The organism is Kitasatospora sp. NPDC048715, from assembly GCF_043198905.1.
GTDB lineage: Bacteria > Actinomycetota > Actinomycetes > Streptomycetales > Streptomycetaceae > Kitasatospora > Kitasatospora lactacystinica.
On the sequence record NZ_JBICVH010000019.1, the window covers coordinates 161,808 to 186,822 of the forward strand.

Below are 25,015 nucleotides of genomic sequence, written 5' to 3' on the forward strand. Positions count from 1 at the left end.
CCGTGGCCGCTGCCTCGGCGGGTGATCCGGGCGCGGGAGCGCGGGTTCCCTGTGCCGGTGCTTGGCGGGGCGGGGCGGGCTTGGTCTGGGCGGGTGTGGTGCTGCGGGCGCCCGGCGGATGGGGCGGGGGTGTGGCCCGGTCGCTCACGAACTGTGTGCGGGGTAGCGTCACTCCTGGTCACCAGGGCGCTGCGGTGCGCACCCGGCGGCGGATGCCGGTCGGGGCCTGGGGGCCGATCCGCCGTTCCGTCCGACGACCCGACAGGAGTGCCCCCCATGGCCGTACCCACCGACTTCGACCAGCAGGCCACCGGCTACAGCCTCCCGCACGCCTACTGGCTGGCGAAGGCCGCGGAACTCGCCTACAAGGACGAGGCCGCGATCGAGGAGCAGGCCCACGCCTGGGGCTTCGACGCCGTGCGTCACCACCAGACGCGCTTCACCCCGCCGTTCCCGCTCCAGGACACCCAGGCGTACACCATGGCCGGCGACGACATGATCGTCACCGCGTTCCGCGGTACCGAACCCGCGCAGATCCGTGACTGGCTCACCGACGCCACCACCCCGCCCTGGCCCGGCCCCGCCCGGACGGGCTATGTCCACTACGGTTTCGCCGAGGCCCTCGAATCGATCTACCCGGACGTCGCCAAGGCCGTCTCCGATCTGCGGACCGACGATCAGACGGTCTGGTTCACCGGCCACAGCCTCGGCGGCGCCCTCGCCATGCTCGTCGCGGCCCGGCTCGACCTGGAGGACCCGAGCCTGGCGGCCGACGGCGTCTACACCTTCGGCCAGCCCCGGACCTGCGACCGGCTGCTCGCCGCCGCGTACGACAAGGGCCTGCGGGGGCGCACCTACCGTTTCGTGCACGGCAACGACATCGTCCCGGAGCTGCCGCCGGAGCCCGCCTTCACCCATGTCGAGGCGCTGCGCCACATCGACTCCTCGGGCCGCGTCACGGAGAAGGTCGGGCTGGTCCCCGGGCTGACCGACCGGGCCAAGGGCCTGGGCGCGGCGGCGTTCTCGCCGGACGGCGAGGGCATCCGCGACCACATGATGCGCAGCTACCTCGCCGCGCTGGAGAAGGCCCTGGCCTGATCCGCGGGGCGCCGGAGGGTCCGGCGGGGCGGAGCGGGTGGGGCCCGCCCGGCCGGATCGGGGGGAAGGAAGGGGAGGGGCGGGCCGGGGCGAGGGGCGGGGTCGGTGATCTTGGACGGATAGGCTGCCGTGACGTCAGGTCCTCGCGGTGAGGGCCGAGCTGATGAGGATCGGTGGTGTACGGACATGATGGGACCGGCGCATTCGCTGTCGGGTGCGGCCGCATGGCTGGGGGTGGGCGCGGTGGCGGCCGGGATGGGGGAGCCGATGCCCTGGCCGGTCCTGCTCGCGGGGGCGCTGATCTGCGCGGGGGCGGCGCTGGCGCCGGACCTGGACCACAAGGCGGCGACGATATCCCGGGCGTTCGGGCCGGTGTCCCGGGCGCTGTGCGAGGTGATCGACAACCTCTCGTACGCGGTGTACAAGGCCACCCGGGGCAAGGGCGACCCGAGGCGCTCGGGCGGGCACCGGACGCTGACGCACACCTGGCTCTGGGCGGTGCTGTGCGGGGCGGGCGCCGCGGCGGTGGCCGTGTTCGGCGGCCGCTGGGGTGTGCTGGTGGTGCTGTTCGTGCACATGGTGCTGGCGATCGAGGGTCTGCTGTGGCGGCAGGCCCGGGTCTCCAGTGACGTCCTGGTGTGGCTGCTGGGGGCGGCCAGCGCGTGGATGCTCGCGGAGGTCCTCGACAAGCCCGGCAACGGCTCGCAGTGGCTGTTCGAGGAGCCGGGGCAGCAGTACCTGTGGATCGGGCTGCCGATCGCGCTCGGCGCGCTGGTGCACTGCCTGGGTGACGCGCTGACCGTCTCGGGCTGCCCGGTGCTGTGGCCGATCCCGATCGGGCGCCGGCGCTGGTACCCGATCGGGCCGCCGAAGGGCATGCGGTTCCGGGCCGGCAGCTGGGTGGAGCTGAAGGTGCTGACCCCGGTGTTCATGGGGGCCGGCGGGGTCTGCGCGGCGGGGGCGCTCGGCTTCTTCGGCAACGGCTGAGGCCGACGGTCGTCCGGCCGGGTGAGAGTCGGGGCGCCGTCGGCCGGGTAGGCATGGTTGCTCGGGAGGCTCGGCCTCCGGCGCCGAGGGCGCGTCCGGTACTTCTCGCAGCCGTGGGAGCGTGACAGATGGCGTCCGTGCCGGGTGAGGTGGCGATCGTCACCGGTGCCGCCAGCGGGATCGGCCGGGCGGCGGCGCTGCGGCTGGCCCGGGCGGGCTGGGCGGTCGCGGCGGTCGACGTCGACGCGGCCGGTCTGGACGCGTTGTCGGAGCGGGCCCCCGGGGTGCGCTCGTTCGTCTGCGACGTCACGGACTACGCGGCGGTCGCCGCCGTGGTCCGCGACGTCGGCCGCGAGCTGGGCCCGCCCCGGCGGCTGGTGCACTGCGCGGCCGTCGGCGTGATGGGCCGGCTGCTCGATCAGGACCCGGCGGAGACCCTGCGCCTGATGAACGTCGTGTACGGCGGCACGCTCCACATGGTCCGCGCCGTGGTGCCGGCGATGGCGGCACGGGGCGGCGGCCAGGTCGTGCTCTTCGGCTCCATCGGCGGCTGGGTGCCCATCCCGCTGGGCGGCGGCTACGGCGCCGCCAAGGCGGCGGTCCACTTCCTCGCCGAGATCGTCGCGGCCGAACACCGTGGCGACGGCATCCGGGTGCTGTGCGTATGCCCGCCCGCGGTGGAGACCCCGATGCTGTCGCGCATCCGGGTGGAGACCCCTGAAGTGATCGGTCCACGCCGGGGGTTGAGCCCGGAGAAGGTGCTGGACTCGATGGACCGCGCCCTGGCACGGGGCCGGCTGTGGGCCTTTCCCGGGCGCGGCACCCACGCGATGTGGACCGCCCGGCGGCTGGCGCCCCGCGCGCTCAGCGGCCTCGTCGTCCGGGCTCTGGTCGGGAGGTAGCCGGCTCCGCCCGGCGGGCGGCCGGGGCGCGGAAGGCCGCGCAGCCGCTCAGCGGGCCGCGAGCAGGCCGTCCACCAGGGCGTCGAGGCCGTCCCGGTAGGTGTCCTGGGCGGTGAGCGGTGCCCAGCGGTCCGCGAGCCCGGCCAGGCGGGGGAGTCGCTCCGGGTCGAGATCGGCGAAGACCTGCTGGCGGTGGGTGGGGCGGTCGTCGGCGGGCCGGCCGCGGGTGGCCGTGGCGCGGACCATGATCTCGCCGGCGGTGTAGTACCAGATCGCGCGGTAGCCCTGGACGGCCCGTTCCGGTGAGAGGCCGCAGGTGACCAGGCCGTCGACGATCTGCTCGACGAACCACAGCGAGTGGGCGGACATCACGCTGTCCCCGGTCAGGACCTCGACGATCCACGGGCAGGCGGCGAGCGCTTCGTGGATGGCGGCCGCCGCGGTGACGACCCGTTCGCGCGGGTCGGCCGGCGGTTCGGTCGGTCGCAGTGTCCGCGCGGCGTAGTCGTCCAGCAGCAGGACGAGCAGCTCCTCCTTGTCGCGGACGTGGTGGTAGAGCGCCATCGGCGTGCTGCCGATCTCGGTGGCCAGGCGGCGCATGGTCAGCCGCTCGACGCCCTCCTCGTCCACGATCCGGCGCGCCGTGGTGACGACCTCCTCCCGGGTGATCCGGGGCGGTCGGCCGGTGGCCTTGCGCCGCGCGCCGGGCCGCGGGGCGGCGGGCACCCCGGCGGGCTGCGGTCCGGTCGGCTGCGATCCGGCGGGCGGCTGGGCGGCAGGCTGCGGGGCGGCAGGCTGCGGGGCTGCGGGCGGCTGGGCGGAGGGCTGCTGCATGCCCCCATCATCACCCGGGGCTCGACAGCGGGGGGCGCCCGGGACTACTTTCTATACATGTACAAAAACTTACGAGGGCGCCCCGGCCGGGTGCTGGCGGCGGTGACGGTCGCCCAGTTCGTCTTCGCCCTGGACATGTCGGTGGTCAACGTCGCCCTGCCCGCGATCCGGGCCGACCTGGGATTCGCGCCGCTGGACCTCTCCTGGGTCGTGCACGTCTACGCGCTCACCTTCGGCGGGCTCCTGCTGCTCGGCGGCCGCGCCTGCGACCTGTACGGCCGGCGGCGGCTGCTCCTGCTGGGCCTGGCCGTGTTCGGCCTCTGCTCGCTGGCGGGCGGACTGGCCCAGTCGCCCTGGCAGCTGGTCGCCGCCCGCGCCGGACAGGGCGCGGGCGCGGCGGCGGCGGCCCCGGCCGCGCTCGCGATGCTCACCACCACGTTCACCGAAGGCCCCCGGCGGGTGCGCGCGCTCGGCGTGTGGAGCGCGGCCAACGCCGCGGGCGGGGCCTTGGGCGTGCTGGCGGGCGGACTGCTGACCGAGTACGCGAGCTGGCGCTGGGTCATGCTGGTCAACCTGCCGATCGTGGCGACGGCGCTCGCGCTGCTGCCGGCCGGCGGTCCCGCCGAGGAGACCGGAACGGCCCAGGCACCGCCCGTACGGCGGGAGCGGCCGGACGTGCTCGGCGCCGTCCTCGCGACCGCCGGGGTCGGGCTGCTGGTGTTCGGTGTCGTCCGCACCGACGTCCGGGGGTGGGGCTCCCCGGCCACCCTGGGGACGCTCGCCGCCGCGCTCGCGCTGCTGACCGCCTTCGCCGTCACCGAGGCCAGGACCTCCGCACCGCTGCTCCGCCCGGGCCTGCTGCGCAGCCGCTGGGTGGCCGGTGCCAACGTCCTGGTGTTCCTGGCCGCCGCCGGGCAGTTCACGGCCTTCTACTTCGTCTCGCTCTACCTCCAGCAGGTGCTGGGCCTGGGCGCCGCCGCCACCGGCCTCGCCTTCCTGCCCTTCTCGGCCGGACTGGTCGCGGGCACCGTGCTCGCCACACGCGTCGTCGCGCGCCGCACTCCCCGGGCCGCCCTGGTGCCCGGGGCGGTGCTGGCCACCGCGGGCCTGGCCTGGTTCTCGCTGATCAGCCCGGACGGCGGCTTCCTCACCGACGTCCTCGGCCCGTCCCTGGTCACCAGCATCGGCACCGGGCTGGTCCTGGCCCCGGTCGCCGCCGCCGGGACCACCGGCGTGGCCGCCCACGAGGCCGGGACGGCCTCCGGCCTGCTCAACAGCTCCCGCCAGCTCGGCGGCTGCGTCGGCCTGGCCGCCCTGGCCACCGTCGCCGCCCACCGCTCCGGCGGCGCCACCGACCCGTCGGCCCTCAACTCCGGCTACGCCACCGGACTGGCCGCCACCGCCGGGCTCTTCGCCCTCGCCGCGCTGGTGGCGATCGTTGTGCTGCCCCGGCGCCGGCCGCAGGCGCCAGGGCACCCCGCCCCGCTCACCCCCGCAGAGAACCGACTGGAAGGAACCCGCTCATGACGACCACTCCGCTCGCGGCCGTGGACCTGTTCGCCTCGGCCCTGCACATCCACCCCGACGGCGACGTCCGGGCGGCCGGGCGCCGGATGGCCGCCGGCGACGCCGGGGTCTGGCAGATCGCGACCTTCCACGTGGAGAGCGACGCAGACGTCCACGCCGACCACTGGGAGATGCACCCCGAGGCGGAGGAGGCGGTCTGCTGCCTGGCCGGCGCCGTGCGCCTCCACCTCCGCCCCGTCGAGCCCGGCGACGCCGAGTCCGTGGTGCGGCTGGCGGCGGGCACCGCCGCGATCGTGCCCCGGGGCCGCTGGCACCGGCTGGAGCTCGACGCCCCCAGCGACCTGATGTCGATCACCCTCCGCAGCGGCACCCGGCTGGAGCCGCGCACGGAAGCCGGCTGACCCGGGTCGAAGACCGTGGGGCGGGGCGGACGGGGCGGCCCGGAGCCGGTCGGGTCGTCCCGCCCGCCGTCAGCGCCCCTCGTCACTCCGGACGTCGGCACCCTGCGGAGCGGCCGAGCCGGCGATCCGGCCCAGCAGGGTGGCGAGCTCCCCGGGCATGGACAGGAACGGGGCGTGGCCGCTGGGCAGCCGGTGGACGGTGTCGGCGCGGGCGGCGAGCTCGCGCTGCCGTGACGGTTCGAGGGCCCGGTCGTGCTCGCACACGATGTAGCTGGACGGCACGGTGCGCCAGCCCGCCGTGGTCACCGGCCGGGTGAAGGACCGGACGCTCTGCGGGGTCAGCCGGGCCAGGGCGCGGTCGGCCTCGGCGGCGGGCACGTCGGTGTAGTGCAGGCGGCGGGCGTCGGCGTTCGGCGGGGTGCGGCCCGTGTCGTCCTCCGGAACGGGAGCCCCGAGGAAGGAGAACACGCTTTCGCCGACGTCCAGTTGGAAGGCGGCGAGGTAGACCGCCCGCACCACGTTGGCGGCGCCCGCGATGGCCTCGGTGGTGGGGGCGCCGCCGTAGGAGTGGGCGACCGTCACCACCGGGCCGTCGATCCGCCGCAGGCGGTCGCGGATCGCGTCGGCGTCCTCCAGCAGGCCCGCCGGGCGGGCGGCATCGGGGTGGGCGCCGTCGGGGCGGGCGGCATCGGGGTGGGCGGCGGAGCTGGGCAGGTCCACGGTGTGGGTGCGCCACCCGTCGGCGGCGAGGGCGGTGCGCACCGCGTCCCAGCACCAGGCGCCGTGCCAGGCGCCGTGGACCAGGAGGAAGGCGGGGCGGTCGGGGCCGGCGGTCATCTGCGGTGGTCCTCCGTCGTACGGGGCGCGGGCGGTGGGCCTTCCGAGTATCCAGCGGGAACGTGACGGCCGTGTGACGCCGGGCGTGTCGCCCGCGGGCCCGGGGCCGTCGCGGACCGCGGCCGGCCGCCCGCCACCCGTCGTCGTCAACTCGGCTGCCGGAGTGTCACCTTGACGGGTGAGACGTCGCTGCCGGGTGACGGAGGCGGGGGACAGGGCCCGTCCCACCGCCGCCGTGCCGCCCCGGTCCGCCCGGGACGGCACTCGCGCACCGTCACCCGAGGACGCCCCGGCCGGATCCGGCGGATCCCGTCCGATCGGTCGCCTACCCTACGAACCGACCGGCCGTCCCGGCCGTGGCCGTTCCAGAAGGAGTCCCGTGTCGTCCTGCGACCCCGAACACGCTCCCGTCGGCGATGTGAGCGCAGCGCTCATGGTGATCGACTCCCGGCTCAGGTCCGTCTACGAAGGCAAGTCCGGGACGGGCCCCGAGCACCGGCGGATGGTCGAGCAGCTCACCGCGTCCTTCGGGCCCGACGAGGCCGAGGCGCTGGTGGAAGGCGCCTGCACGCTCGTCTACATGTACATGAACTGGCTGCGCTCGGCCTTCGAGAAGCACGAGGAGGACGTGCTCGAACACGCGATCCCCAGCCTGGTGGCCACCATGCGCATGATGCCGAGGACCTTCAGTCCGGAGGTGATCCCCACCATGGCCGGCCTGCTCATCGCCGCCGGCACCGGGCTGAGCCCCAACCTGTGGCGCGCCCAGTACGGACCGTGGACCAAGGAGGAGATGAACCCCCTGGAGGCGACGGCCGTCCTGCTCGCGGAGTACGTCAACCGGATCTCCGGCAACGGCGAGGACTTCGCCACCAAGCTGGTCACCGACGCGCTGTCCCAACTGGATTAGGACCGCCGGGCCCGCTCCCGAACGCGCCAGTGGCGCCGCCCTCGACGGGGCGGCGCCACTGGCGTTCAGCGGGGTCCGGGTGGGCGTCAGCCGTGCCGGCCCGGTCGGCGGTAGGCGACGAAGCAGAGGGTGCCGCCGCCGAGGAGGGCGATGGCGCCGAGTGCCGCGACGAGGGTGTCGGGGGAGGAGCCGCCGGTGTGCGGCAGTTCGCCGCTCTCCGACGGGCTCGGGACGTGGGTGTGCGTGTGGGTGGCGGTGGCCGTCGGGCTCGGCGAGTGGGACGGCGAGTGCGACGGCGAGGGGGACGGCGACGAACTCGGGCTCGGGCTCGGCGACGGCGTCGGCGAGGAGGTCGGCGAGGGCGAGGAGGTCGGCGACGGGGAGGAGGTCGGCGAGGGCGACGGCGAGGGCGACGGCGACGGGGAGGTGGTCTGGAGGATCACGCCCATGTCGAGGTCGAGGTCGCGCTGTCCGCCGCTGAGGGTGACGGTCTGGGTGAGGCCGGTGGCCGGGTCGGCGTCCGAGTCCTTGGCCGGGTCGGTGCCGGCGTGCTGCTTGGTGACGGTGGCGCCCTTGGGCAGGGTGGCCAGGTCGAAGCGGACCGCGTAGCTGCCGTCCGGCAGGTTGTCGAACAGGTAGTGGCCGGTGGCGTCGGTCACCGCGGTGACCGGCTTGCCGTCCTTGTCCCGCACCGGCTGGCCGTTGCCGTCCAGCAGGTGCACGGTGACCCCGGCGATCCCGGTGTCACCGGGCTTCTGGACGCCGGAGCCGTCCTTGTCCTGCCAGACGAAGTCGCCCAGCGCGTTGTTGGAGGGTGTGACCCGCTTGACCGCGACGCCGACCTTGGCGGGCTCGGCCGGCAGCAGCTGGCGGCCGGCCGCGTCGGTGGCGGTGTACGCGAAGCTGTTCCAGGCGTACTCGCCCTCCGGCGCGTCGTAGGAGGCGACCATCGGCCAGGTCAGGGTGAAGGACTCGCCGGAGGCCATCGTGCCGGGGCGGTGGATGCGGAACCAGGTGGCCGTCCCGGGGCCGGGGAAGGTGGTGCTCCAGACCGCCGCGCTGTTGCAGCCGGTGCGGTTGACGACGACGGGCTCCACGCAGGGGTTGGGGTCGGTGGTGTACTCGATCACCACGGTCGGGTCGCTGCTGGTGATCGGCTGGCTGAGCGACGGGGTCCAGGCGCTGCCGCGCGGGGCGTCCTGGGTGAGCACGTAGTTGTCGCCCGGGGTGGGGAGCCTGTCGTAGGCGATGAAGTCGGTGACCGGGTCGGGGGAGTCGTTGCGCACGGTCATCCGGTACGAGATCTGGCCGCCCGGGGTGGCGGTGCCGATGCTCACGTAGTCGGAGTCCAGGTCGCCCTTGACCTCCTTGTACGAGCGCAGCACCGACGGCACGTCCACCCGGATCTGCGAGGAGGCGTGGCAGAGCAGCTCGGTGGTGTTGCCGTTGCCGTTGAGGTCGAGCACGTCCGGGGTGCTGCCGCTGTCGGAGCCGGAGAACATGCAGGCGACGGGGGCGGTGGGCTGGTCCACGGTGACGTAGACGTCGTTGGTGAGGTCACCGGAGCGGATGCTGTTGGCGACCTGGACGTCGAAGAGCATCCGGTAGGCCAGCTGGTCGTGCAGGTAGGTCATGTCCGGCGCGCCGGCCGGCCACTCCATCCGCAGGATCTGCCGGCCGTCCGGGCCGGGGGTCACGGTGATCGACGAAGGGGCCTTGGCGTCCGGGTAGTTGGGGTCGGGCCGGGCCGAGCCGTCGATGTAGACGACGCCGGCCGGCAGCACGTCGTAGAGCACCAGCGGCCGGTCCAGGTCGCGGGCGCTGCGGTTGTACGGGATGACCTGGAAGGTCGCCCGGCCGCCGGGGGCGGACAGCTCGCCGGCGACGGTGGTCTTGGCCGCGCCGAGGTTGGTGGCCTGGGTGATGGTGGTCTGCGCGCAGGCGTTGGCCGAGGCGTTGTTGGTGCCGTCGGTGGCGGTGGTGTCCACGCAGTTGGTCAGCGGCTCGGGGGCCTGGCGTCCGTCGTGGCCGGGGGTGGCGACCTGGGTGACCAGCTGCACCGCGTTGCCCGGGCTCCAGCCGGTGGGGATCGGGCCGTTCCAGGTGAACCGGAGGCCGTCCAGCCAGCGCCCGGCCGGGATGCCGAGCACGTCGTTGGCCGGGTCGCCCGCGCCCGGTTCGAAGGTGATCCGGCGGGTGTCGGAGCCGTTGAACGGGGTGCCCGGGGTGAAGGTCTGCCAGGTGGGGTCGCCGTTGAGGCGGTACTGCAGGGTCAGCAGGATGCTGGTGGGGTTCCACGGCTCCAGCTGGAGGGACTGCGGGAAGATCCAGTTGTAGATGCCGTCGGTGCTGCCGGCCCCGGGGTCGGTGACGGTGAGGCTGGTGGCCGGTCCGGCGGTGTTGGTGGCCGACAGGCTGAAGGAGTTGAGGTCGCCGTTGACGGTGGTGTCGCGCCAGACCTTGCTGGCGGTCACCACCACGCCGGTGGCCGGCGGCTGGAACGGGCTGGTGGTGGCGTTCGCGGTGTCGAGCTGGCGCTCCGGGTCCGGCCCGATCGGGTCGCCGTGCAGGGCCACGACGTTCTCGGAGGTCGTTCCGTCCGGGAAGGAGGCCTCCGGGTAGTTGACGACCAGGACGCCGGGGATGCGGCAGCCGCCGCGCCCGTTGCCGGAGACGAACGGGCCGATGTCGTAGCCCCAGGTGTTCGGGCCGGGTGCCGCCGGCGACCAGCCCGGCGAGCGGCCGGTGTCCACCACCGCGCCGGGCGGCAGGGTGTCCAGCAGCCGGCTGGTGTCCAGGTCGACGTTGGGCACGTTGTCGGTGGCGCAGGCGCTGAACTGGTAGGTGACGGTGCGTCCGTCACTGCTGGAGGTCTGGACGCCCTTGGTCACCGTGTACTGCGGCTGCACCTGGACGGCGGTGTCGGCGGTGGCGGTCTGCGAGGGCTCGCCGTTGGCCGACATGGTGGCCGAGTTGGTGGAGGTGGCGCCGTTCGGGGTGGTGAAGTTCGGGTACTTCATCGTCACCGTGACGGTGGCGGTGGTGCCCGGACTCAGGTCCTTCAGCCGGATGTCCATCGTGCCGCCCATCGCGCCCGCGGCGGGCACGGTGGAGGCGGCCACGTCCACCGAGGACGGGTCCGGCGTCCAGCCGAGGAACTGCATGTTCGAGGGCAGGGTGTCGAGGATGTTCCCGCCCGTGCACTCGGTGATGGAACAGGTGTAGCGCAGGGTGTAGGTGACGTTCTCCCCCGGGGAGACGGTCGCCTTGTCGACGCTCTTGGTGAAGGAGATCGCGGCCTGGGCCGGTGGGGCCAGCACGCTGCTGCTCAGCAGTGAGCCCGCCACCAGCGCCAGGACCGAGACGATCCGTCCGGTCCGGTGTGGAATACGCATAGCGCGCAGTCCAGCCGATCGCCGTGCCGGGCCGGTCGGCGACACGAGGGGCGGTCGCGGCGATTCACCTGCTCGGCGGTCGCCCGCCCGGCCGCACCGCGGTCGCCGGAACGGGCGGCGGGGCCGATCATGGGGCGGGCCGCGGGCGACCGGTCCGACGGGGAGCCGTCCGGGGAGTGCCCGGACCGGCCCGCCCGACGGAGCGCCCGGCGGGCCCGGCCGTCCGGGCCGGTCAGCCGAACATCACGCCGGTCTCCCGGGCCAGGGTGTCCAGGCCGTAGCGGGTCACGTGCTCGGCGTTGTCCGGGTCGATGGTGCGGACGCCCTCGGCGGCGAGCCGCTCGTTGATCTCGTCCAGGTGCTGCTGGACGACCTGCTTCTCCGCGTCGGTGGTGCGGCCCTTGTGCGGCCGCCCGGCGTGTTCCAGGCTGGCGTAGTTGACCCGCTCCCGGTTGCCGGCGAGGGCCGTCGCGGAGGCGGCGGCCCGGGCGGCGGGCCTGGCGCCGCGCAGCACCTCGGCCATCGGCGCGGCCGAGGCCAGCCGGTTGAAGGTCTCGGCCTCCATCACCACCGTCTGCGGCTCCGCCCGGTCCGGGTGGTGCAGCTCGATCGTGACCAGGTCGAGCGTCAGCTCCCGCACCTCGCCCAACTCCCGGGCGAGCGCGTCGATCTCGACCGGACCGTCCGTCAGGTCGGGGTGCTGGAGCACCACCACCCGCACCAGGTCCCGGTCGTTCTCCGCGTGCCGGCCGGTCAGGTCCGAGAACCGGATGATCTTCTGGCCCATTGTCTCCCTCTCTGCCCCTGTGATCAGCCGAGAGCCTACGCCGGGATGATCATCGATGTGCGCAAGCGGCCGGGCCCGGGGGATCACCCCCGGGCCCGGCCTTACCTGTCCCGCATCAGTGGATCGTCGGAGAGGCCTCCTCCCGGCTCAGTACCGCGGGTTCACGCGGTAGATCGGACGGTCCGGCACCCCCCACCAGCTGGAGTCCCAGATCCCGAAGGTGAAGATCACGCCGTGGCTGCCGCGCTTGTTGGCGGCCTTGATGAACTTCTTGCCGATGCTCTTCATCAGGTAGGACAGCGCCCACAGGACGTAGCCGGCGGCCCGGGCGACGATGTGCGGGAGCCTGCGCAGGATCTTCGAGATGCCCTGGGCGATCTTGCCGGAGACGTACAGCAGGGTGCCGATGGTGTTGCCCTCGGCCCGGCTGAAGTAGGCGGTCCACTTCTTGCGCCAGTTCAGACCGGTCAGGTCGTCCATGGTGATCGGGTCGACCGGGTAGCCGTAGGCGTTCGGCGAGCCCTCCAGGACCGGGTCGGTCTGCAGGAAGCGGCCGGTGGTCGAGTCGTACAGGCGCACGCCCATCAGGGTGAGGCCGGAGAGGCTGTCCGCCTCGCGCTGCGCCCCGCCGAGCCAGCCGTACGCGGTCGAGCCGGTGGAGTCGACGGTGTTGCCGTACTCGTCGTAGTGGTAGACCGCGAGGTCCTCCAGGCCGTCCGGGGACATCTGGACGGAGACGTCGCCGTGCAGGTTGGTCAGCAGCAGGATCGCGCCGCCGTCGGTGCCGGTGGCGGCCGTGAGCTGGCCGGTCAGGTCCAGGACGTTGCGGGTCAGCCTGCCGGCCGCGTCCTTGGACCAGGAGGCGCTGTCGTTGCCGCCGTCGAAGTGCTTGGTCTCCTGCTCGGTGACGGCCCAGGCGCCGTCGGTGCCCTTGGTCTCCGTGGTGCCGACCGCGAGGCGGCCGGAGGCGTCCAGGTCCCAGGTCCTGCGGGTGTCGCCGAGGGTCTCGGTGCGGACCAGGTCGTTGGTGTAGTAGCCGACCTGGGTGCCCTTCGGCAGGGCGGTGGTGCGGCCGAAGGCGTCGTACACGTAGCCGGTGTCGGTGAGGCGGTCGGCGGTGTCGTAGCCGTGGTTCTCGGCCTGGGTGACGGCGTCGGCGGTGGCCGGGTCGCAGTCGTCGGTGACGCTGGTGCGGTTGGTCCGGTTGCTGCTCCTGTCGAACGCGTAGGTCCGGGTGGAGCAGGCCAGGCCGGTGCTGTCGGCGGCCTTGGTGAGGCGGCCGGTGGCGTCGTAGGTGTAGCCGCTGGTGGTGCTGTTGCCGTCGCTCTGGGTGCGGCCCGCCTGCTGTCCGTGGACGGTGTAGTCGGCGGTGTCGGCCAGCAGGACGGTGCCCGCCTGGTTGGTGTAGGTCTTGCCGGTCTGGATGCCCCGGCTGTCGTAGCTGCTGGTGAGGGTGTTGCCGCCGGGCATGGTCTGCGAGACCAGCCGGCCCTCGACGTCGTAGCCGGCGGTGAAGGTACCGGCCACCGAGTCGGTGAGCGAGGTGGGCAGGCCGCGCGGGTCCTTGGCGGTGTCGTAGCCGTAGGTCACGGTGGACGGCACCGAGTCGGACTTCTTCACCGGGCGGTCGAGCCTGTCGTACTCGGTGGTGGTGACGTTGCCGGCGCCGTCGTCGTAGGAGACCTGGCGGCCGAGCCTGTCGTAGCCCAGGGTGATGGTGGCCCTGCCGTTGTTGAGGGAGGCCAGCTCGCCGTTGGCGGGGTCGTAGCCGAGCACGGTGTCGGCGACCGCGGTGCCGGTGCCGCCGGTGACCGAGATCTTCACCCGGCGGCCGGCCGCGTCGTAGCTGCGGGTGGTGGTGCGGGTGACGCCGTTGGCGGTCTCGGTCTGGACCGTGACGTTGCCCCAGCGGTCGTACTGGAAGGACGTCGTCGGCAGCTGCAGCGGGTTGCCGCCGCCGCCGGCGATCTGGGCGGCCGGGGCGATCGAGCAGACCAGGTCGGCCCACTCGGGGTGGCCGGCGCAGGCGCCGGTCCCGGTGCCGGTCCAGTAGGTGGTGACGGTGGTGGCCGCGTCGGAGCCGGTGGAGTTCGGGCGGCTCTGCGAGGTCACCCGGCCGCTGGCGTCGTAGCCGGTGGAGGTGGTGATCTTCAGGCCGGCCGGGTCCTGGACGGACCTGACGGGCAGGCCCTGGGCCCAGTCGTAGCCGGTGGCGGTGGTGCGGGTGTCGGCGTCGGCGGCGTAGCCGTCGATCCGGGCGCCGACCGTCACCGAGGTGGCCATGTCGCTGACCGCGGCGCCCGCCGGGCGGCCCTCGTCGTAGCCGCTGACGGTGTGGGCGCGGGCCGCGACCTCGTCGCCGGCGGCGAGCGCCGGGGAGGTGCCGGAGGCGGCCACGTCGTGCTCCAGGGTGACCAGCTGCAGCGGGTCGTACTGCTCCAGCAGGCGCTTGCCGTCGGCCGAGTGGAGCGAGGTGGAGGAGAGCACCTGGGCGCGGTCGGCCGTCGAGCGGCCGGCGATGCCGAGGGCGCGCAGCTTGTTGAGGTCGTTGCCGGTGGTGGCCAGGGCGAGGATGCGGTTCTCCGCGGAGAGGGTCCGCACCGGGCTGCCGTAGGCGTTGTACTCGGTGGTGGTGATGCCGCCGCCGGGGGTGGCGGTGTTGACCTCGCGGCCGGAGGCGTTGGTGTACGTCACCGAGGCGCGGTTGTAGCCGGCGGTGCCGAGCGCCTTGCCGTCGTGGGTGGCCGGGACGGCGTCGGGCGGCAGCACGGCGGTGGCGTCGGTCGGGGCGTCGGTCTGGCCCCACGCGGCGACGTCGGACGGCGCCAGCGGGTACGGCGCGTTGGCGCCGCTCAGCGGGACGTCGTAGACCACCGAGGTGGTGGCGGTGCCGTCGGTGACGTCCTTGCTGCCCTGCTTGAGGGTGGGACGGGAGGCGGCGAGCAGCATGCCGTCGCCGGCGGTGGCGGCGTTGCCGGCCTTGCCGTACTCCAGGGTCCACGGCAGCTCGCCGGGGTCGGTCACGGTGGTGACCCGGCCGGCCGCGTCGTAGCCGTACGCGGTCTTCAGCGCCGGGCTGGTCCGCGGGTCCCACACCTCGCGCAGCCGGCCCTGGTCGTCGTAGGCGTACTGCGAGACGACGACGGGGGTGGCGGTGGCGGCGCCGGGGTCGGTGGACCACAGGCGGATCTGCTTCACCTGGCCGGCCGTGTCGCCCGGGGCGGACGCGGTGGCGGTGGTGGTGTCGGCGTAGACGTACTCCAGCACCCGGCAGCCGGCCGTGGACGGCACGGCGGCGCAGTTGGCGGAGGCGGTCGCCGAGGAGGGCGCGACGACGTACTTCGGGCGGGCCAGGGTCTTTCCGCCGGAGACGACCTTCTCCGAGACCACCGAGGTGGTGGAGTTGTCGCTGGGCAGCGAGGAGCCGGAGGCCTGCCAGGTGGTGGCGGCCGGGTCGACCTTGGCGAAGGTGACCGTGATGCCCTCGGTGTCCTTCAGGGTGAAGGCAGCGGTGAACGCGCCGGTCAGGGTGAGGTTCTCGGCCCCGGGCTCGGGCTTCCAGCCGCCGGCGCCGGTGGCGGTGAAGCCGACCTCGGAGCCGTCCGCGGAGACCACCGAGAGGGAGGTCGCCGAGGTCTTGCGGACGTAGGAGTAGTCGGCGTCGGTGATCTCGGCGGTGGTGCCGGAGCTCCACTGCGGGCCGAAGATCGCCGCCTGGCCCTCCTGGGCCGAGCCGTTGGCGGGTCGGCGGGAGGAGAAGGAGCGCTCGGCGTGCAGGCCGAAGGCCTCGGCGTCGGTCTCGGACAGGGTGAGGTCACCGGTGAGGGTGTTCACCGAGCCCGGGCCGACCTTGGTCTCCGGCGCGGTGCCCGCGTTGCGGTCCACCGTGACGGTGTTCGGCTCGGTGGCGTCGGTGGCGGTGCCGTCGGTGAACACCGCGCGGACGTCGACCGGGCCGTTCTCGGCCAGGGTGTCGGTGATGTTCCAGGTCAGCGCGGCCGGCTTGCCGCCGGGGGCGGGATGGGGCCAGGCGGTCACCGGCTGGCCGGCGGTGGTGGTGACGTTGGCGACCGGGACGTCCTTCCAGGCGTCCGTCTCGCCGCGGCGGTACTGGTAGCGCACCCCGGTGTAGGTGCTGTTGCCCTCGGCCTGCAGCGAGGTGCGGCGGGCCGGGCGCTCGCCCGCGCCGGGCGCGACCAGGGCGGAGCCCTTGCCGGCGTAGAAGGCGTAGGTCCGGTCGGCGGAGACGTTGCCCGCGGCGTCGCGGCTGTGCGCGGTGACGGTGTGGGCGCCCGCCTTGAAGGTGAGCTTGGCGCTGACCGGCGTGCCGGTGGTGGCCGCGGTGACCCAGGCCCCGCCGTCCAGCTTGTACTGGACGTCCTTCACGTCGCTGCTCGGCGGGGTGAAGGTGAAGGTGCCGCTGTAGTCGCCGTTGGCGTCCGGGGTGCCCGCCCACTGGCCGGCCGGGAAGTCGCCGGAGGAGACGGTGGTCGCGCCGGGCGCGGTGGTGTCCACGGTGAGGGTGCGGAAGGCGGACCAGGCGCTGTTGGCGGTGCCGTCCCAGGAGCGGGAGCGCCACTTGTAGGCGCCGGCCGGCAGCGCGGTGCCCGGGGTCCAGGTGAACGTGGAGCCGGAGGCGGCCATGGCGGTGCGGCCGGACTGCAGCGCGGCCGCGCCGTTGGACGCCCAGAGCTCGAAGTCGAGGGCTATGTTGCCGCCGTCGGGGTCGGTCGCCTTGGCGGACAGCGTCGGGGTGGAGTCGCCGGTGAGCGCGGCGTCGGCCGGGGAGATCAGGGTGGAGACGGCCGGCGGGGTGTTGTAGGTCACCGACAGGTACGGCGTGTTGGACGTCGCGTTGCCGGAGTTGAACTTCTTCCAGCCGTACGGGTCGCTCTCGTCGGTGGCCCGGATGCCCAGGGTGTTGTTGGTGTTCCCGTTGGCGGCCCAGGCCTTGACCAGCGAGGTGATGTCCTGGTTCACCCAGCCGTCGTTGCAGGAGCTGGAGTAGCCCTTGGTCGCGGTGGAGGTCGCCCACTTCTTGTTCCAGCCGGGCTGGGCGGTCCAGCGGGTGGCCGTGGTGGCCGTGCCGGTGTCCCAGACCTCCCAGCTCTTCGCGGTGCAGGACCAGCTGTGGAAGTTCCACAGGTTGAGCTTGCCGCCGGTGATCTGCTTCCCGCTGATCTTCGCCATCGGGAACTGCAGGAACGACCGCGCGACCTGGCCGGAGCCGTTGTTGCCCAGCTTCAGCTCGGTCTGCGAGGAGACGTCGGTGGCGTAGCCCTGCTGCACGAAGGTGTCGAAGCCGACGCCGATGTTGACCGCCGGGTCGATGGTGACCGGGTACTTGGTCTTCGGGTCGGTCAGGAAGGCGGCGTCCGGGGTCAGCGTCAGGTCGATCGCGTTCCCGTTCTGGGTGACCTTCAGCGCGACCGGCGCGGTGCGGGTGTGGTCGCCGCTGCGCTCGTCGACCTGCGCGTCCCACATCACCGGGGCGGGCAGTTGGCCCTTCTCCTCGCCGGTCTTCGGGTCGAGGAAGGAGACCGAGTTGTCCGCGTTGTGGCGGGCCTGCAGGCCGGCCGCGTCCAGGGTGAGCGTCACGCTGCCGTTGGCGGCCACCGCCGAGCGGTCCTTGAGCTCCAGGAACTGCTCGAAGCCGGTCCGGGTGGACTCGACGACCAGGTCGGTGGCGGTGAGCGCGTTCGCGTACCGGGCCCTGGCGCCGTCCACCGAGGGTTCGGGCAGGGCGCCGCGCCAGGACAGCGACATGGCGGTGCCGTTGCCGTTGTCCAGCGAGACCAGCGGGGTGGTCGGGGCCTTCGGGTCCCCGGCCGGGGCGCCGGCAGCCTTGAACGCCGACGCGGCGGCGGGCGGGGTGGCGCCGGCCAGCGAGAGGTTGAGCGGGTGGCCCTTGGCCTTGACGCTGCCGTCCGGCTGCCGGGCGAGGTCGGTGTCGATCGGCTGGAGCCTGCCGGACCCGTCCTTGTAGCGGACCGGCCCGGAGGCGAGGTCCAGGGTGGTGGTGCCGTCCGGGTTGATCCAGGTGGTGGTCGACTCGGTGCGCTCGTCCACGACCTCGATCCGGCGGTTCTCCAGCCGGGCCTTGAGGTGGGCGGTGGCGATGTCCTTGGCCTCGGCCGGGCCCAGGGCCTTGGCGGGCTTCGGGGCCTGCTCCGTGGTGACGGCCACGGCCTGACCGGTCGTCATGATGACGGCGGCGGCCTCGACGGAGAGCACCACGGCCAGCGCGACGGCGGTGTTGCGCAGCACGCCGTTGCGACGGCGCTGCGTGGAGGGGGGCGGCGAGCCGGCTTCGGACCGGTGCCGTGATGATCCGCCCGGGGGGCGTGACATGGAACTCCTCGATTGTTCTCAGTGGGAGGGAAGGGGGGTGGAAGAACGGGGGCACGGCCGGGCCGCCGACGGCCCGTCGGCCATGCCGGGGTAAAGCGATAGCAATGAACCGGCCAATTTCCGGGCCGGGCGGGATCGGTGGAAACCCGTCCGGAACAGCGGAAACCGTTCGGGCGGGACGACGGGTGGCCGACGCGGACCCCGTCGGTCGGCGGGACTACCGGAGGCCGGACGGGTTCCGGCCGGTGAGCGCCAGCGCCCGGTCCAGCAGGCTCCGCGCCCGGGCCAGAGCCGCCGTCTCGTCGGGAGCGCGGACGTAGAGCACCAGGCCGATGCCGTCGGCGACGGCGCGGGCGCGCACGTGCTCCAGACCGTCGTCCGGGCCGGCGCACGCCCACAGCCCGACCTGGACCTCCGCGGCCGCCGCCTCCCCCGAGGGGGCGGCGGCATCGGTCGGCAGGGTCAGATGCACCGCGAACACGGCAGGTCAGACCTGCCCGACAGCGGCGTCGGCCGACGGACCGTCCCAGCCGATCGACCGGGTGGAGGGGGTGTCCCAGCCGATCGAGAGAGCGGCGGGGCCGTCCCAGCCGATCCCCCCGCCCGGGCCCTGGGCGGCGGACGGGGCGGCGTCGGGGGCGGTCGAACCGGCGGCGAAGGCCGGCGCGACGGAGCCGGCGAGGGCGAGGGTCAGGAGGACGGCGGCAACTGGACGGACGGACACGGGAGAGTCCTGTTCTGTGCGGGAACTGCGCTGAGGGAGACCGCAGTTCTGGGTGTCCGGAAAGACGGGGAGTGCGCGCACCGGGAATCCTCCCGTTCCCCGGCCCGTCACGGGAAGCGAATCCGCGGGCAGGATCAGGACAGGCAGCATGCTGCAACACCGTGCCGGGCAGCGGCCCGAATTCCGCCTTTGTGCGGGCCCCGCCGAGGGCGTCGAAGGCCCGGGCGGGGCGTTGACCGGATCATGCCCTTGCGAGGGCGTTCCGGCCGAAGGAATGATCAGCCCCGGGCCGACCGGGCATACGGAACCGTCCACGGGGATCAGGGGTCGATAAGTGCTGGAACTGCTGGGGCTGGATGCCACTGCGGAAGCCGTCTACCGGGAAATGCTCGCCGACCCCGAGGGCGGGGTCGCGGAACTCTGCGAGCGGCTCGGCCTCCCCGAGGCCGCCGTGCGCGCGGCCCTCGACCGGCTCGCCGACCTCACCCTGCTGCGCGCCTCCCGCGAACGGCCCGGCACCCTGCGGCCGGTCAGCCCGGAGCGCGGACTGGAGATCCTGCTGCGCCGTCAGGAGGAGGAACTCGCGCGCCGGCAGCAGGAGGTCGCCGCCTCCAAGGCCGCCGTCGCGCGCGCCCTGGGGGAGTACGCGAAGGTACGGGCCGACAACCCGGTGGGCGACCGCGAGCGGCTGCTCGGCTTGGACGCCATCCAGGACAAGCTGGAGGTGCTGACCTCCCGGCTGACCAGCGAGGTCCTGGCGGTGATGCCCGGCGGCGCCCAGTCCGCGGCCAGCCTGGCCGCGTCCCGGCCGCTGGACGAGGACGCCCTGCGGCGCGGGGTCAGCCTGCGCACCATCTACCAGGACAGCATCCACGACGCCCCGGAGACCCTCGACTACGTCCGCTGGATGGCCGGCCTCGGCGGCGAGGTGCGGACCGCGCCGGTGCTGCCGCCGCGGATGCTGGTCTTCGACCGGAGCACGGCCGTGGTGCCGATCGACCCGGAGAACACCCGGGCCGGCGCGCTGTGCACCAGCGAGCCGGGGATCGTCGCGTCCCTGGTCGCCCTGTTCGAACAGACCTGGGAGACCGCCGTCCCGATCGCCGGCGACCGGGACGGGGTGGCCCCGCTGAGCCTGACCGCCGGGGAGCGCGAGCTGCTGCGGCTGCTGTCCACCGGGCTCACGGACGACGCGGCGGCCAAGCGGCTCGGCGTCTCGGTGCGGACCGTCCGGCGGCAGATGGCCGCCCTGATGGAGCGCCTCGACGCGGCGAGCCGCTTCGAGGCCGGGCTGAAGACCGCCCGGCGCGGCTGGTTGTAGCCGCGGTCCGGCCGGGCGGGACCGCCGCGGGCCGGTCACGGGGGCGTCGGCGCCGTGGTGGCGCGCCGGTCCGTTGCAGCCGCGGGCGGGGGCTCGGGTGCGGGCGGCTCCGGTGCCGGCCAACCCCTGGAACCGACCGGACGGACACCGCCGGTGCGCCCGCCCTCCCGGCGGGCGCGTCGCGGCGGCCGGTTCCGGGATTCGCCGACGGGCCGTCGGGGTACGCCGTACGCTCGGGGCGCCGGCGGTCGGCCGCCGCCCGGGGCCCGGAGGAGGACGGCGTGGACACGGCTGCGGAACGCACGTCCCCGGGCGGGCCCCGGACCGACCCGGTGCTCGTCGACCGCGTCACCGAGGCGCTCCTGCTGGCCGGTCTGCCCGTCGGGTACGGCGGACACGGGCCCGGCGTCCACCTGCGCCCGGCCCGGCCGCACGACGACTCCGACGACTGCGCCGGACTGATCGCCCTGCACTGGGAGCCCGGCCCCCGGCTGGCGGCCGCCGCGGCCATGGAACAGCCCCAGCAGCCGGCGTTCGCCGCCCGACGGGTCGTCGGCAGCACCATGCGGAACGCGCTCGCCGAGTTCCTGCCGGCCTTCGGCATCGAGGTCGTGGCCGGCCGGCTCGACGGGGAGACCAGGGTCGGCCGGGCCGACGGACCCGCTCCGGCCACCGGCCAGGACGCCGCCGCCCCGGCCCCGGCCGGCTCCCGCCCGCAGGACCTCGGCATCGGCGCGGACGTCGTCGCCGCGGTGCGCCGCACCGCCGGGCTCGCCGGCCTGCCGGTCGCCGACCACCTCCACGCGCCCGGCATCACCCTCACGCCGTGCCCGGCCGTCGAGGACGGGGACGACACCACCGGCGTCGCCGACCTCCGCTGGAACCCCTCCCGCCGGCTGTCCGCCGCAGCCGACGGCGACACCCCCGCCGCGGAGCGCGCCGCCCGGGCCCGCACCGCCGTCCAGGACGCGATGCGGCACGCCTTCGGTGCCGTCCTCGGCGCCTGCGGCCTCGACCTCCAGTGGCGCCGCCCGGCCGCGCTCCCGTACCAGCTGCGCGCCTACGGGCTCGTCGACGAGCTGCCGGTACGGCGCTGACGCCTGCCGGGCCCCGGAGGGTCGGCCTGCCGGTGCGGATCCCCGGGCGGTGTAGGGGAGTCGGCGTGCGGAGACTCCGACCGATCGCTGCGGCAGGACGGTTGAAGGGGCGGGCGCCGCTCTACGGGACTTCGGCCTCCTCCCGCAGATCGCGTGCGGCGTGCGGGAGTTGCGCCGCGGGGCGGCGCAGTGGGGTGCGGAGGCGGTGGGCCAGGGCGGCGGCGGCCACGCAGAGGGCCAGTGCGGTCCAGAGCAGCGGCGGGTTCTGCAGGCCCAGGCCGATGACGGCCGGCCCGACCGCGTAGGACACCGTCCAGGTCAGCTGGAACAGGGACATGTACGGGCCTTCGTCGCCCTTGGGGGCCATGGCGACCGCCGCCGCGGCCGCGGTGGGCTTCGAGGCCAGTTCGGCCAGGGCCAGGACCGCCGCCACCAGGACGGCGAGCGGGCCCTGGAGGGCGTGCGGGGCGGTGGAGACGGTCGCGGTCAGGGCGATGGCGACGGCCACCGCGCCGATCGACAGGCGCAGGACCCGCGAGCGGCTCCAGCCGGAGAGCCGTCGGCTGATCCGCATCTGCAGGGTGGTGGCGGTGGCGTAGCGGACGGCGACCACGACGGTCGGCCACCAGGCGGCCTGATGGAGGCTCGCCACCAGGTACACGGGGAAGGCGACCGTCGGGATCAGCCAGGCCGCCGACAGCAGTGTCTGGGACGCGACCAGCGACATGAAGGGCCGGTCGCGAAGTGCCGCCCGGGTGTTCGACCTGGCTGCCCTGCGCGAGGGCCGCTCGGCGGCCGGCACGGCGACCCCGAGCAGGAGGACGGCCGCGAGCAGGGAGCTCGCGCTGTTCAGGGCGAGCGCGACCCGCAGGCCGTCTCCGCCGGCGAGCGCCATCAGGGCGGTCGCCCCCAGCGTGCCGACCCCCAGCGAGGTGGTCTTGAGCACGGTGACCGCGGAGAACCACTCGGTGAGCTCCGCCGGCTTCGCGAACCGCGCCACCAGCGTGGGCCAGGCGGCCCCGTAGAGGCGGTCGGCGGCCGTCACGAGGAAACTCACGGCGGTCACGGCGGGCAGGTTCCCGGCCGCGAAGAACAGGCCGTACCCGAGCGCGGTCAGGACGTTGCTGACGAGCAGACAGGACTTGGGCCCCGCCGCCTGGACGAGCCGTCCGCAGAGCGGAACGACGGCGAAGGACGCGATCGACCCGACCGTCACGGCGGTGCCCGCGGCGGCCGCCGGGAAGTGCTGGACGGTGACGAAGAACAGCAGCGACAGCGGCAGGAAGACGCCGGAGCCGAACGTGTCGATCGCCACCGAGAGGAACAGCCGCCGCTGCCGACGGAACCGCCCGGCCCCTGTCACGCCACCCCCACCCTCGAACCCCCGGTCACCCCTGCCCCGATCGGATCCCCGATCGCGGTCGCGACTACCGCGTGTCGCGCAGCTTGAGAATGTACGTCGCGGTCAGCGCGACCGCACGGTCCTCGTCCCGGGTCAGCTCCGCGAGGGCGCGCGACGTCGTGCTCCCCGGGACGTCCGCGAGCGCCTGGGCCAGCCTCCGGCGGGCGTCCGGTCCGACGCCGTCGAGGGCGAGCCGGTCGACCAGCCCGGTGGCGATCCGGTCCGCCACCGCGGGGTCGTTCGCCAGCTCGCCCAGGGTGTCGGCCGCGTCGGCGTCGTTCGCCGCCTCGACGATCATGTCGATGAGCGTCGGGACCGCGTCGGCGACGCCACGGGCGCCGAGCGCCAGCGCCGCGTACCTGCGGACCACGGCGTCGGGGCCGCCGAGGGCGTCCCGCAGCAGCGCGGTCGCGGTGCCGTCCGGCAGCTCGGCGAGGGACCGCACGGCACGTTCGCGCACCTCGGCCGCGGGCGAGCCCAGACCCTGCGCGAGCAGGGCCGCCCCGGCGCCGCCGGCCTGCGCCAGCGCCCAGCGGAGGGCCCCGGCGACGTTCGGGTCCGACTCGCCCAGCACGGCCGCGACCAGCGCCTCCACCGGCACCGCGACGTCCTCGCCCGCGGACAGCGCGGCGCGCTGCCGCGCCCCCGGGCTCTTCGACTCCAGGGCCTGGAGCAGCGCGACGACCTGGAGCACCTCCTCCCAGCCGGCCGGTTCCGCGGCGTCGATCCGCCGCAGCCGGGTGAGCAACTCGGTCTCCGCCGCGATGCGTTCGCGGGTGCGGCGGATGAGGTCGTCGACGAGTTCGGCGGGCGCGAAACCGGGGTCGTCGAGCGCCCGCCCGACGTCGCGCAGCGACAGGCCCAGCGACCGCAGGCTCTCGACGTGGAAGATCCGCCGGATGTCCTCGTCGGCGTACCGGCGGTAGCCGGAGCCGGTACGGCCCGTCGGCCGCACCAGCCCGAGCGACTCGTAGTGCCTGAGCATGCGGGCGCTGACCCCGGAGCGCCGTGCGACGTCGCCGATCAACACTGCCTACCGTCCCTCCCGGCGGCCCTCGCCGAGGACCGCCGTGCGCTTCGCCTCCTCGATCGCGAACTCGAATCCGGCGTCCGGGTCGCGCCACAGCCGCTCCGTGGCGAGCGCGTGGGCGCGCACCCCGGGGTCGGGGTCCGCCGTCGCGGCGTCCAGCGCCGGCAGCATCGCCTCCCCGAGCGCGATCAGCGCCCGGCTGAGGCTCAACCGCGTCTCGCGTCCGCCGCGTCCGAGCTGAGCGGCCAAGACTACGGCCAACTCGCGCTCCCCACCCTCGGGCACGAGCACGACCGCGGCCCGCCAGGCGCTGCGGGCCACCTCCTCGTCGGCGTCGGCCAGCAGCGCCGGCGTGATCGCCGGCCAGGCCCGCCGGTCCCCGATCTTGGAGAGGGTGTGCAGGGCCTGGCTCCGCGCCTGGGCACCGTCCGCGCGCACCTCGTCGAGCAGCAGCGGGACCGTCACCGCCGCCCCGTGCCGGGTGAGCGCCCAGGTGAGCATCTCGCGCACGGTGAACTCGGGCTCGACCGCGCACCGTTCGACGAGCCCGCCGACGAACCGCGGGTGCGGGTCGCTGCCGACGGCCATCGCCGCCCGCAACCGGACCGACGAGTCCTCGTGCGCCAGCCCCCGCAGGGCCCGCAGGGTGTTCGTGTCCTCTTCCGCCCCGACCATCAGGACCACCTCCTCGGCAGCAGTGAAGACCTTGTCACCGTGTCAAGGTCAAACGGCCGGGAGGGAGGAACCGGGCGGGGCCGGGACGGTCAGGCGAGCACCTTCGCCTTGGCGCGCCGGTACTCGTCCTCGGTGATGGCGCCCTTGTCCTTGAGCTCCGCGAGCCGGGCCAGGTCGTCGACGTGGGAGGCGGGTGCCGGGCTGTCGGCGGCCGTCTGCCGGACGTAGTCGCGGAACTCCCGCTCCGCGTCGCTCGCCCGCAGGACCTCGCGCCGCCCCATGCCCTTGCCCCGCGCGATGAGGTACACGAACACGCCGAGGAAGGGCAGGACGAGCAGGAACACGGACCAGCCGGCCTTGCCCCAGCCGCTCACGCCGTCGTCGCGGAAGAGGTCCCCGAAGACGCGGAACAGCAGGAAGAACCACATGATCCACAGGAAGATCCACATGGTGGTGAAGAAGATGTCGAGCAGTGGGTAGTCCACCGCGAGCCTCCTGACATCGACGGCGTGCCCCGAACGGGCTGCCGCGGGCGCGGTCTGCCGGGCGGGTGCGCCCCGAGCGGCCACCCGGGGTGTCGGGGTCCGGGCGGGAAGCCGTGAGGTGCTCCACCCTCCAGGGACGCGCCGCGGGTCCGTCCCGGCATCACCCGGGCCGGGTGATCCGGCCCCGGGGCGGCCGCCCACCGGCGGGGTTATTCTGCGGCTGATGGGCGGATCGGAGAGTGCGCGGCGACG

19 protein-coding genes are annotated in these 25,015 nt (G+C 74.3%); 8 read left to right on the forward strand and 11 right to left on the reverse strand.

Translation table 11 applies throughout. From position 1 onward, the window contains the following. The first annotated feature begins 276 nt into the window (after nucleotides 1-276). The 3 genes from ACGFSC_RS31975 to ACGFSC_RS31985 all read left to right on the forward strand — a co-directional run bounded on the left by ACGFSC_RS31975 (nucleotide 277) and on the right by ACGFSC_RS31985 (nucleotide 2,987). Nucleotides 277-1,098, forward strand: coding sequence for a lipase family protein (locus ACGFSC_RS31975; RefSeq protein ID WP_359898296.1), 822 nt, complete (start codon nucleotides 277-279; stop codon nucleotides 1,096-1,098). A 186-nt stretch (nucleotides 1,099-1,284) separates the two neighbouring features. Next, entirely contained in the window at nucleotides 1,285-2,085 is an 801-nt protein-coding gene (locus ACGFSC_RS31980; protein ID WP_359898295.1) for a metal-dependent hydrolase, read from the forward strand. A gap of 128 nt (nucleotides 2,086-2,213) precedes the next feature. Continuing rightward, nucleotides 2,214-2,987, forward strand: a complete 774-nt coding sequence (locus ACGFSC_RS31985) for an SDR family NAD(P)-dependent oxidoreductase (protein WP_359898294.1) — start codon at nucleotides 2,214-2,216, stop codon at nucleotides 2,985-2,987. 48 nt (nucleotides 2,988-3,035) lie between these two features. On the opposite strand, the gene ACGFSC_RS31990 is transcribed toward ACGFSC_RS31985, so the two are convergent. Further along, nucleotides 3,036-3,656, reverse strand: a complete 621-nt coding sequence (locus ACGFSC_RS31990; protein ID WP_359898342.1) for a TetR/AcrR family transcriptional regulator — start codon at nucleotides 3,654-3,656, stop codon at nucleotides 3,036-3,038. 222 nt (nucleotides 3,657-3,878) lie between these two features. On the opposite strand from ACGFSC_RS31990, the gene ACGFSC_RS31995 reads away from it, so the two are divergent. Then, nucleotides 3,879-5,348: an MFS transporter gene (locus tag ACGFSC_RS31995; protein WP_359898293.1), complete on the forward strand. Its 1,470-nt coding sequence runs from the start codon at nucleotides 3,879-3,881 to the stop codon at nucleotides 5,346-5,348. Then, entirely contained in the window at nucleotides 5,345-5,749 is a 405-nt protein-coding gene (locus tag ACGFSC_RS32000) for a cupin (RefSeq protein WP_359898292.1), read from the forward strand. The genes ACGFSC_RS31995 and ACGFSC_RS32000 overlap by 4 nt, the downstream gene beginning before the upstream one ends. A gap of 69 nt (nucleotides 5,750-5,818) precedes the next feature. Here the strand turns inward: ACGFSC_RS32000 and ACGFSC_RS32005 are convergent, their stop codons facing one another. Next, nucleotides 5,819-6,586 (reverse strand): alpha/beta fold hydrolase, encoded by a 768-nt coding sequence (locus ACGFSC_RS32005; protein ID WP_359898291.1) that lies wholly within the window; start codon nucleotides 6,584-6,586, stop codon nucleotides 5,819-5,821. Nucleotides 6,587-7,019: 433 nt separating this feature from the next. Here ACGFSC_RS32005 and ACGFSC_RS32010 point away from each other — a divergent pair, with 433 nt between their 5' ends. Next, the gene (locus ACGFSC_RS32010) at nucleotides 7,020-7,496 is read left to right on the forward strand and encodes a hypothetical protein (protein ID WP_359898341.1); all 477 of its coding nucleotides are present in this window, start codon (nucleotides 7,020-7,022) and stop codon (nucleotides 7,494-7,496) included. A gap of 86 nt (nucleotides 7,497-7,582) precedes the next feature. Here the strand turns inward: ACGFSC_RS32010 and ACGFSC_RS32015 are convergent, their stop codons facing one another. The 5 genes from ACGFSC_RS32015 to ACGFSC_RS32035 all read right to left on the reverse strand — a co-directional run bounded on the left by ACGFSC_RS32015 (nucleotide 7,583) and on the right by ACGFSC_RS32035 (nucleotide 18,753). Then, nucleotides 7,583-10,891 (reverse strand): SdrD B-like domain-containing protein, encoded by a 3,309-nt coding sequence (locus tag ACGFSC_RS32015; RefSeq protein ID WP_359898290.1) that lies wholly within the window; start codon nucleotides 10,889-10,891, stop codon nucleotides 7,583-7,585. Between the two features lie 232 nt (nucleotides 10,892-11,123). Then, on the reverse strand, nucleotides 11,124-11,678 hold the full coding sequence (locus ACGFSC_RS32020; protein WP_359898289.1) for a hypothetical protein: 555 nt from the start codon (nucleotides 11,676-11,678) through the stop codon (nucleotides 11,124-11,126). Nucleotides 11,679-11,825: 147 nt separating this feature from the next. After that, a complete protein-coding gene (locus tag ACGFSC_RS32025) occupies nucleotides 11,826-18,029 on the reverse strand; it encodes a DNRLRE domain-containing protein (RefSeq protein WP_359898288.1) in 6,204 nt (2,067 codons plus the stop codon). Nucleotides 18,030-18,246: 217 nt separating this feature from the next. Then, the gene (locus ACGFSC_RS32030; RefSeq protein ID WP_359898287.1) at nucleotides 18,247-18,501 is read right to left on the reverse strand and encodes a hypothetical protein; all 255 of its coding nucleotides are present in this window, start codon (nucleotides 18,499-18,501) and stop codon (nucleotides 18,247-18,249) included. Nucleotides 18,502-18,516: 15 nt separating this feature from the next. Continuing rightward, entirely contained in the window at nucleotides 18,517-18,753 is a 237-nt protein-coding gene (locus ACGFSC_RS32035) for a hypothetical protein (RefSeq protein WP_359898286.1), read from the reverse strand. 334 nt (nucleotides 18,754-19,087) lie between these two features. On the opposite strand from ACGFSC_RS32035, the gene ACGFSC_RS32040 reads away from it, so the two are divergent. After that, nucleotides 19,088-20,074 carry a LuxR C-terminal-related transcriptional regulator gene (locus tag ACGFSC_RS32040; protein WP_359898285.1) on the forward strand — a complete coding sequence of 329 codons (987 nt, stop codon included), beginning with the start codon at nucleotides 19,088-19,090 and terminating at the stop codon, nucleotides 20,072-20,074. 281 nt (nucleotides 20,075-20,355) lie between these two features. Continuing rightward, the gene (locus ACGFSC_RS32045; RefSeq protein ID WP_359898284.1) at nucleotides 20,356-21,171 is read left to right on the forward strand and encodes a hypothetical protein; all 816 of its coding nucleotides are present in this window, start codon (nucleotides 20,356-20,358) and stop codon (nucleotides 21,169-21,171) included. A 121-nt stretch (nucleotides 21,172-21,292) separates the two neighbouring features. On the opposite strand, the gene ACGFSC_RS32050 is transcribed toward ACGFSC_RS32045, so the two are convergent. The 4 genes from ACGFSC_RS32050 to ACGFSC_RS32065 form a co-directional block, all read right to left on the reverse strand. Then, nucleotides 21,293-22,534 carry an MFS transporter gene (locus ACGFSC_RS32050; protein WP_359898283.1) on the reverse strand — a complete coding sequence of 414 codons (1,242 nt, stop codon included), beginning with the start codon at nucleotides 22,532-22,534 and terminating at the stop codon, nucleotides 21,293-21,295. Between the two features lie 64 nt (nucleotides 22,535-22,598). Continuing rightward, nucleotides 22,599-23,603, reverse strand: a complete 1,005-nt coding sequence (locus tag ACGFSC_RS32055) for a HEAT repeat domain-containing protein (RefSeq protein ID WP_359898282.1) — start codon at nucleotides 23,601-23,603, stop codon at nucleotides 22,599-22,601. A 3-nt stretch (nucleotides 23,604-23,606) separates the two neighbouring features. Then, the gene (locus tag ACGFSC_RS32060) at nucleotides 23,607-24,278 is read right to left on the reverse strand and encodes a HEAT repeat domain-containing protein (protein ID WP_359898281.1); all 672 of its coding nucleotides are present in this window, start codon (nucleotides 24,276-24,278) and stop codon (nucleotides 23,607-23,609) included. An 89-nt stretch (nucleotides 24,279-24,367) separates the two neighbouring features. Beyond that, a complete protein-coding gene (locus tag ACGFSC_RS32065; RefSeq protein ID WP_359898280.1) occupies nucleotides 24,368-24,763 on the reverse strand; it encodes an SHOCT domain-containing protein in 396 nt (131 codons plus the stop codon). Nucleotides 24,764-25,015 lie beyond the last annotated feature (252 nt).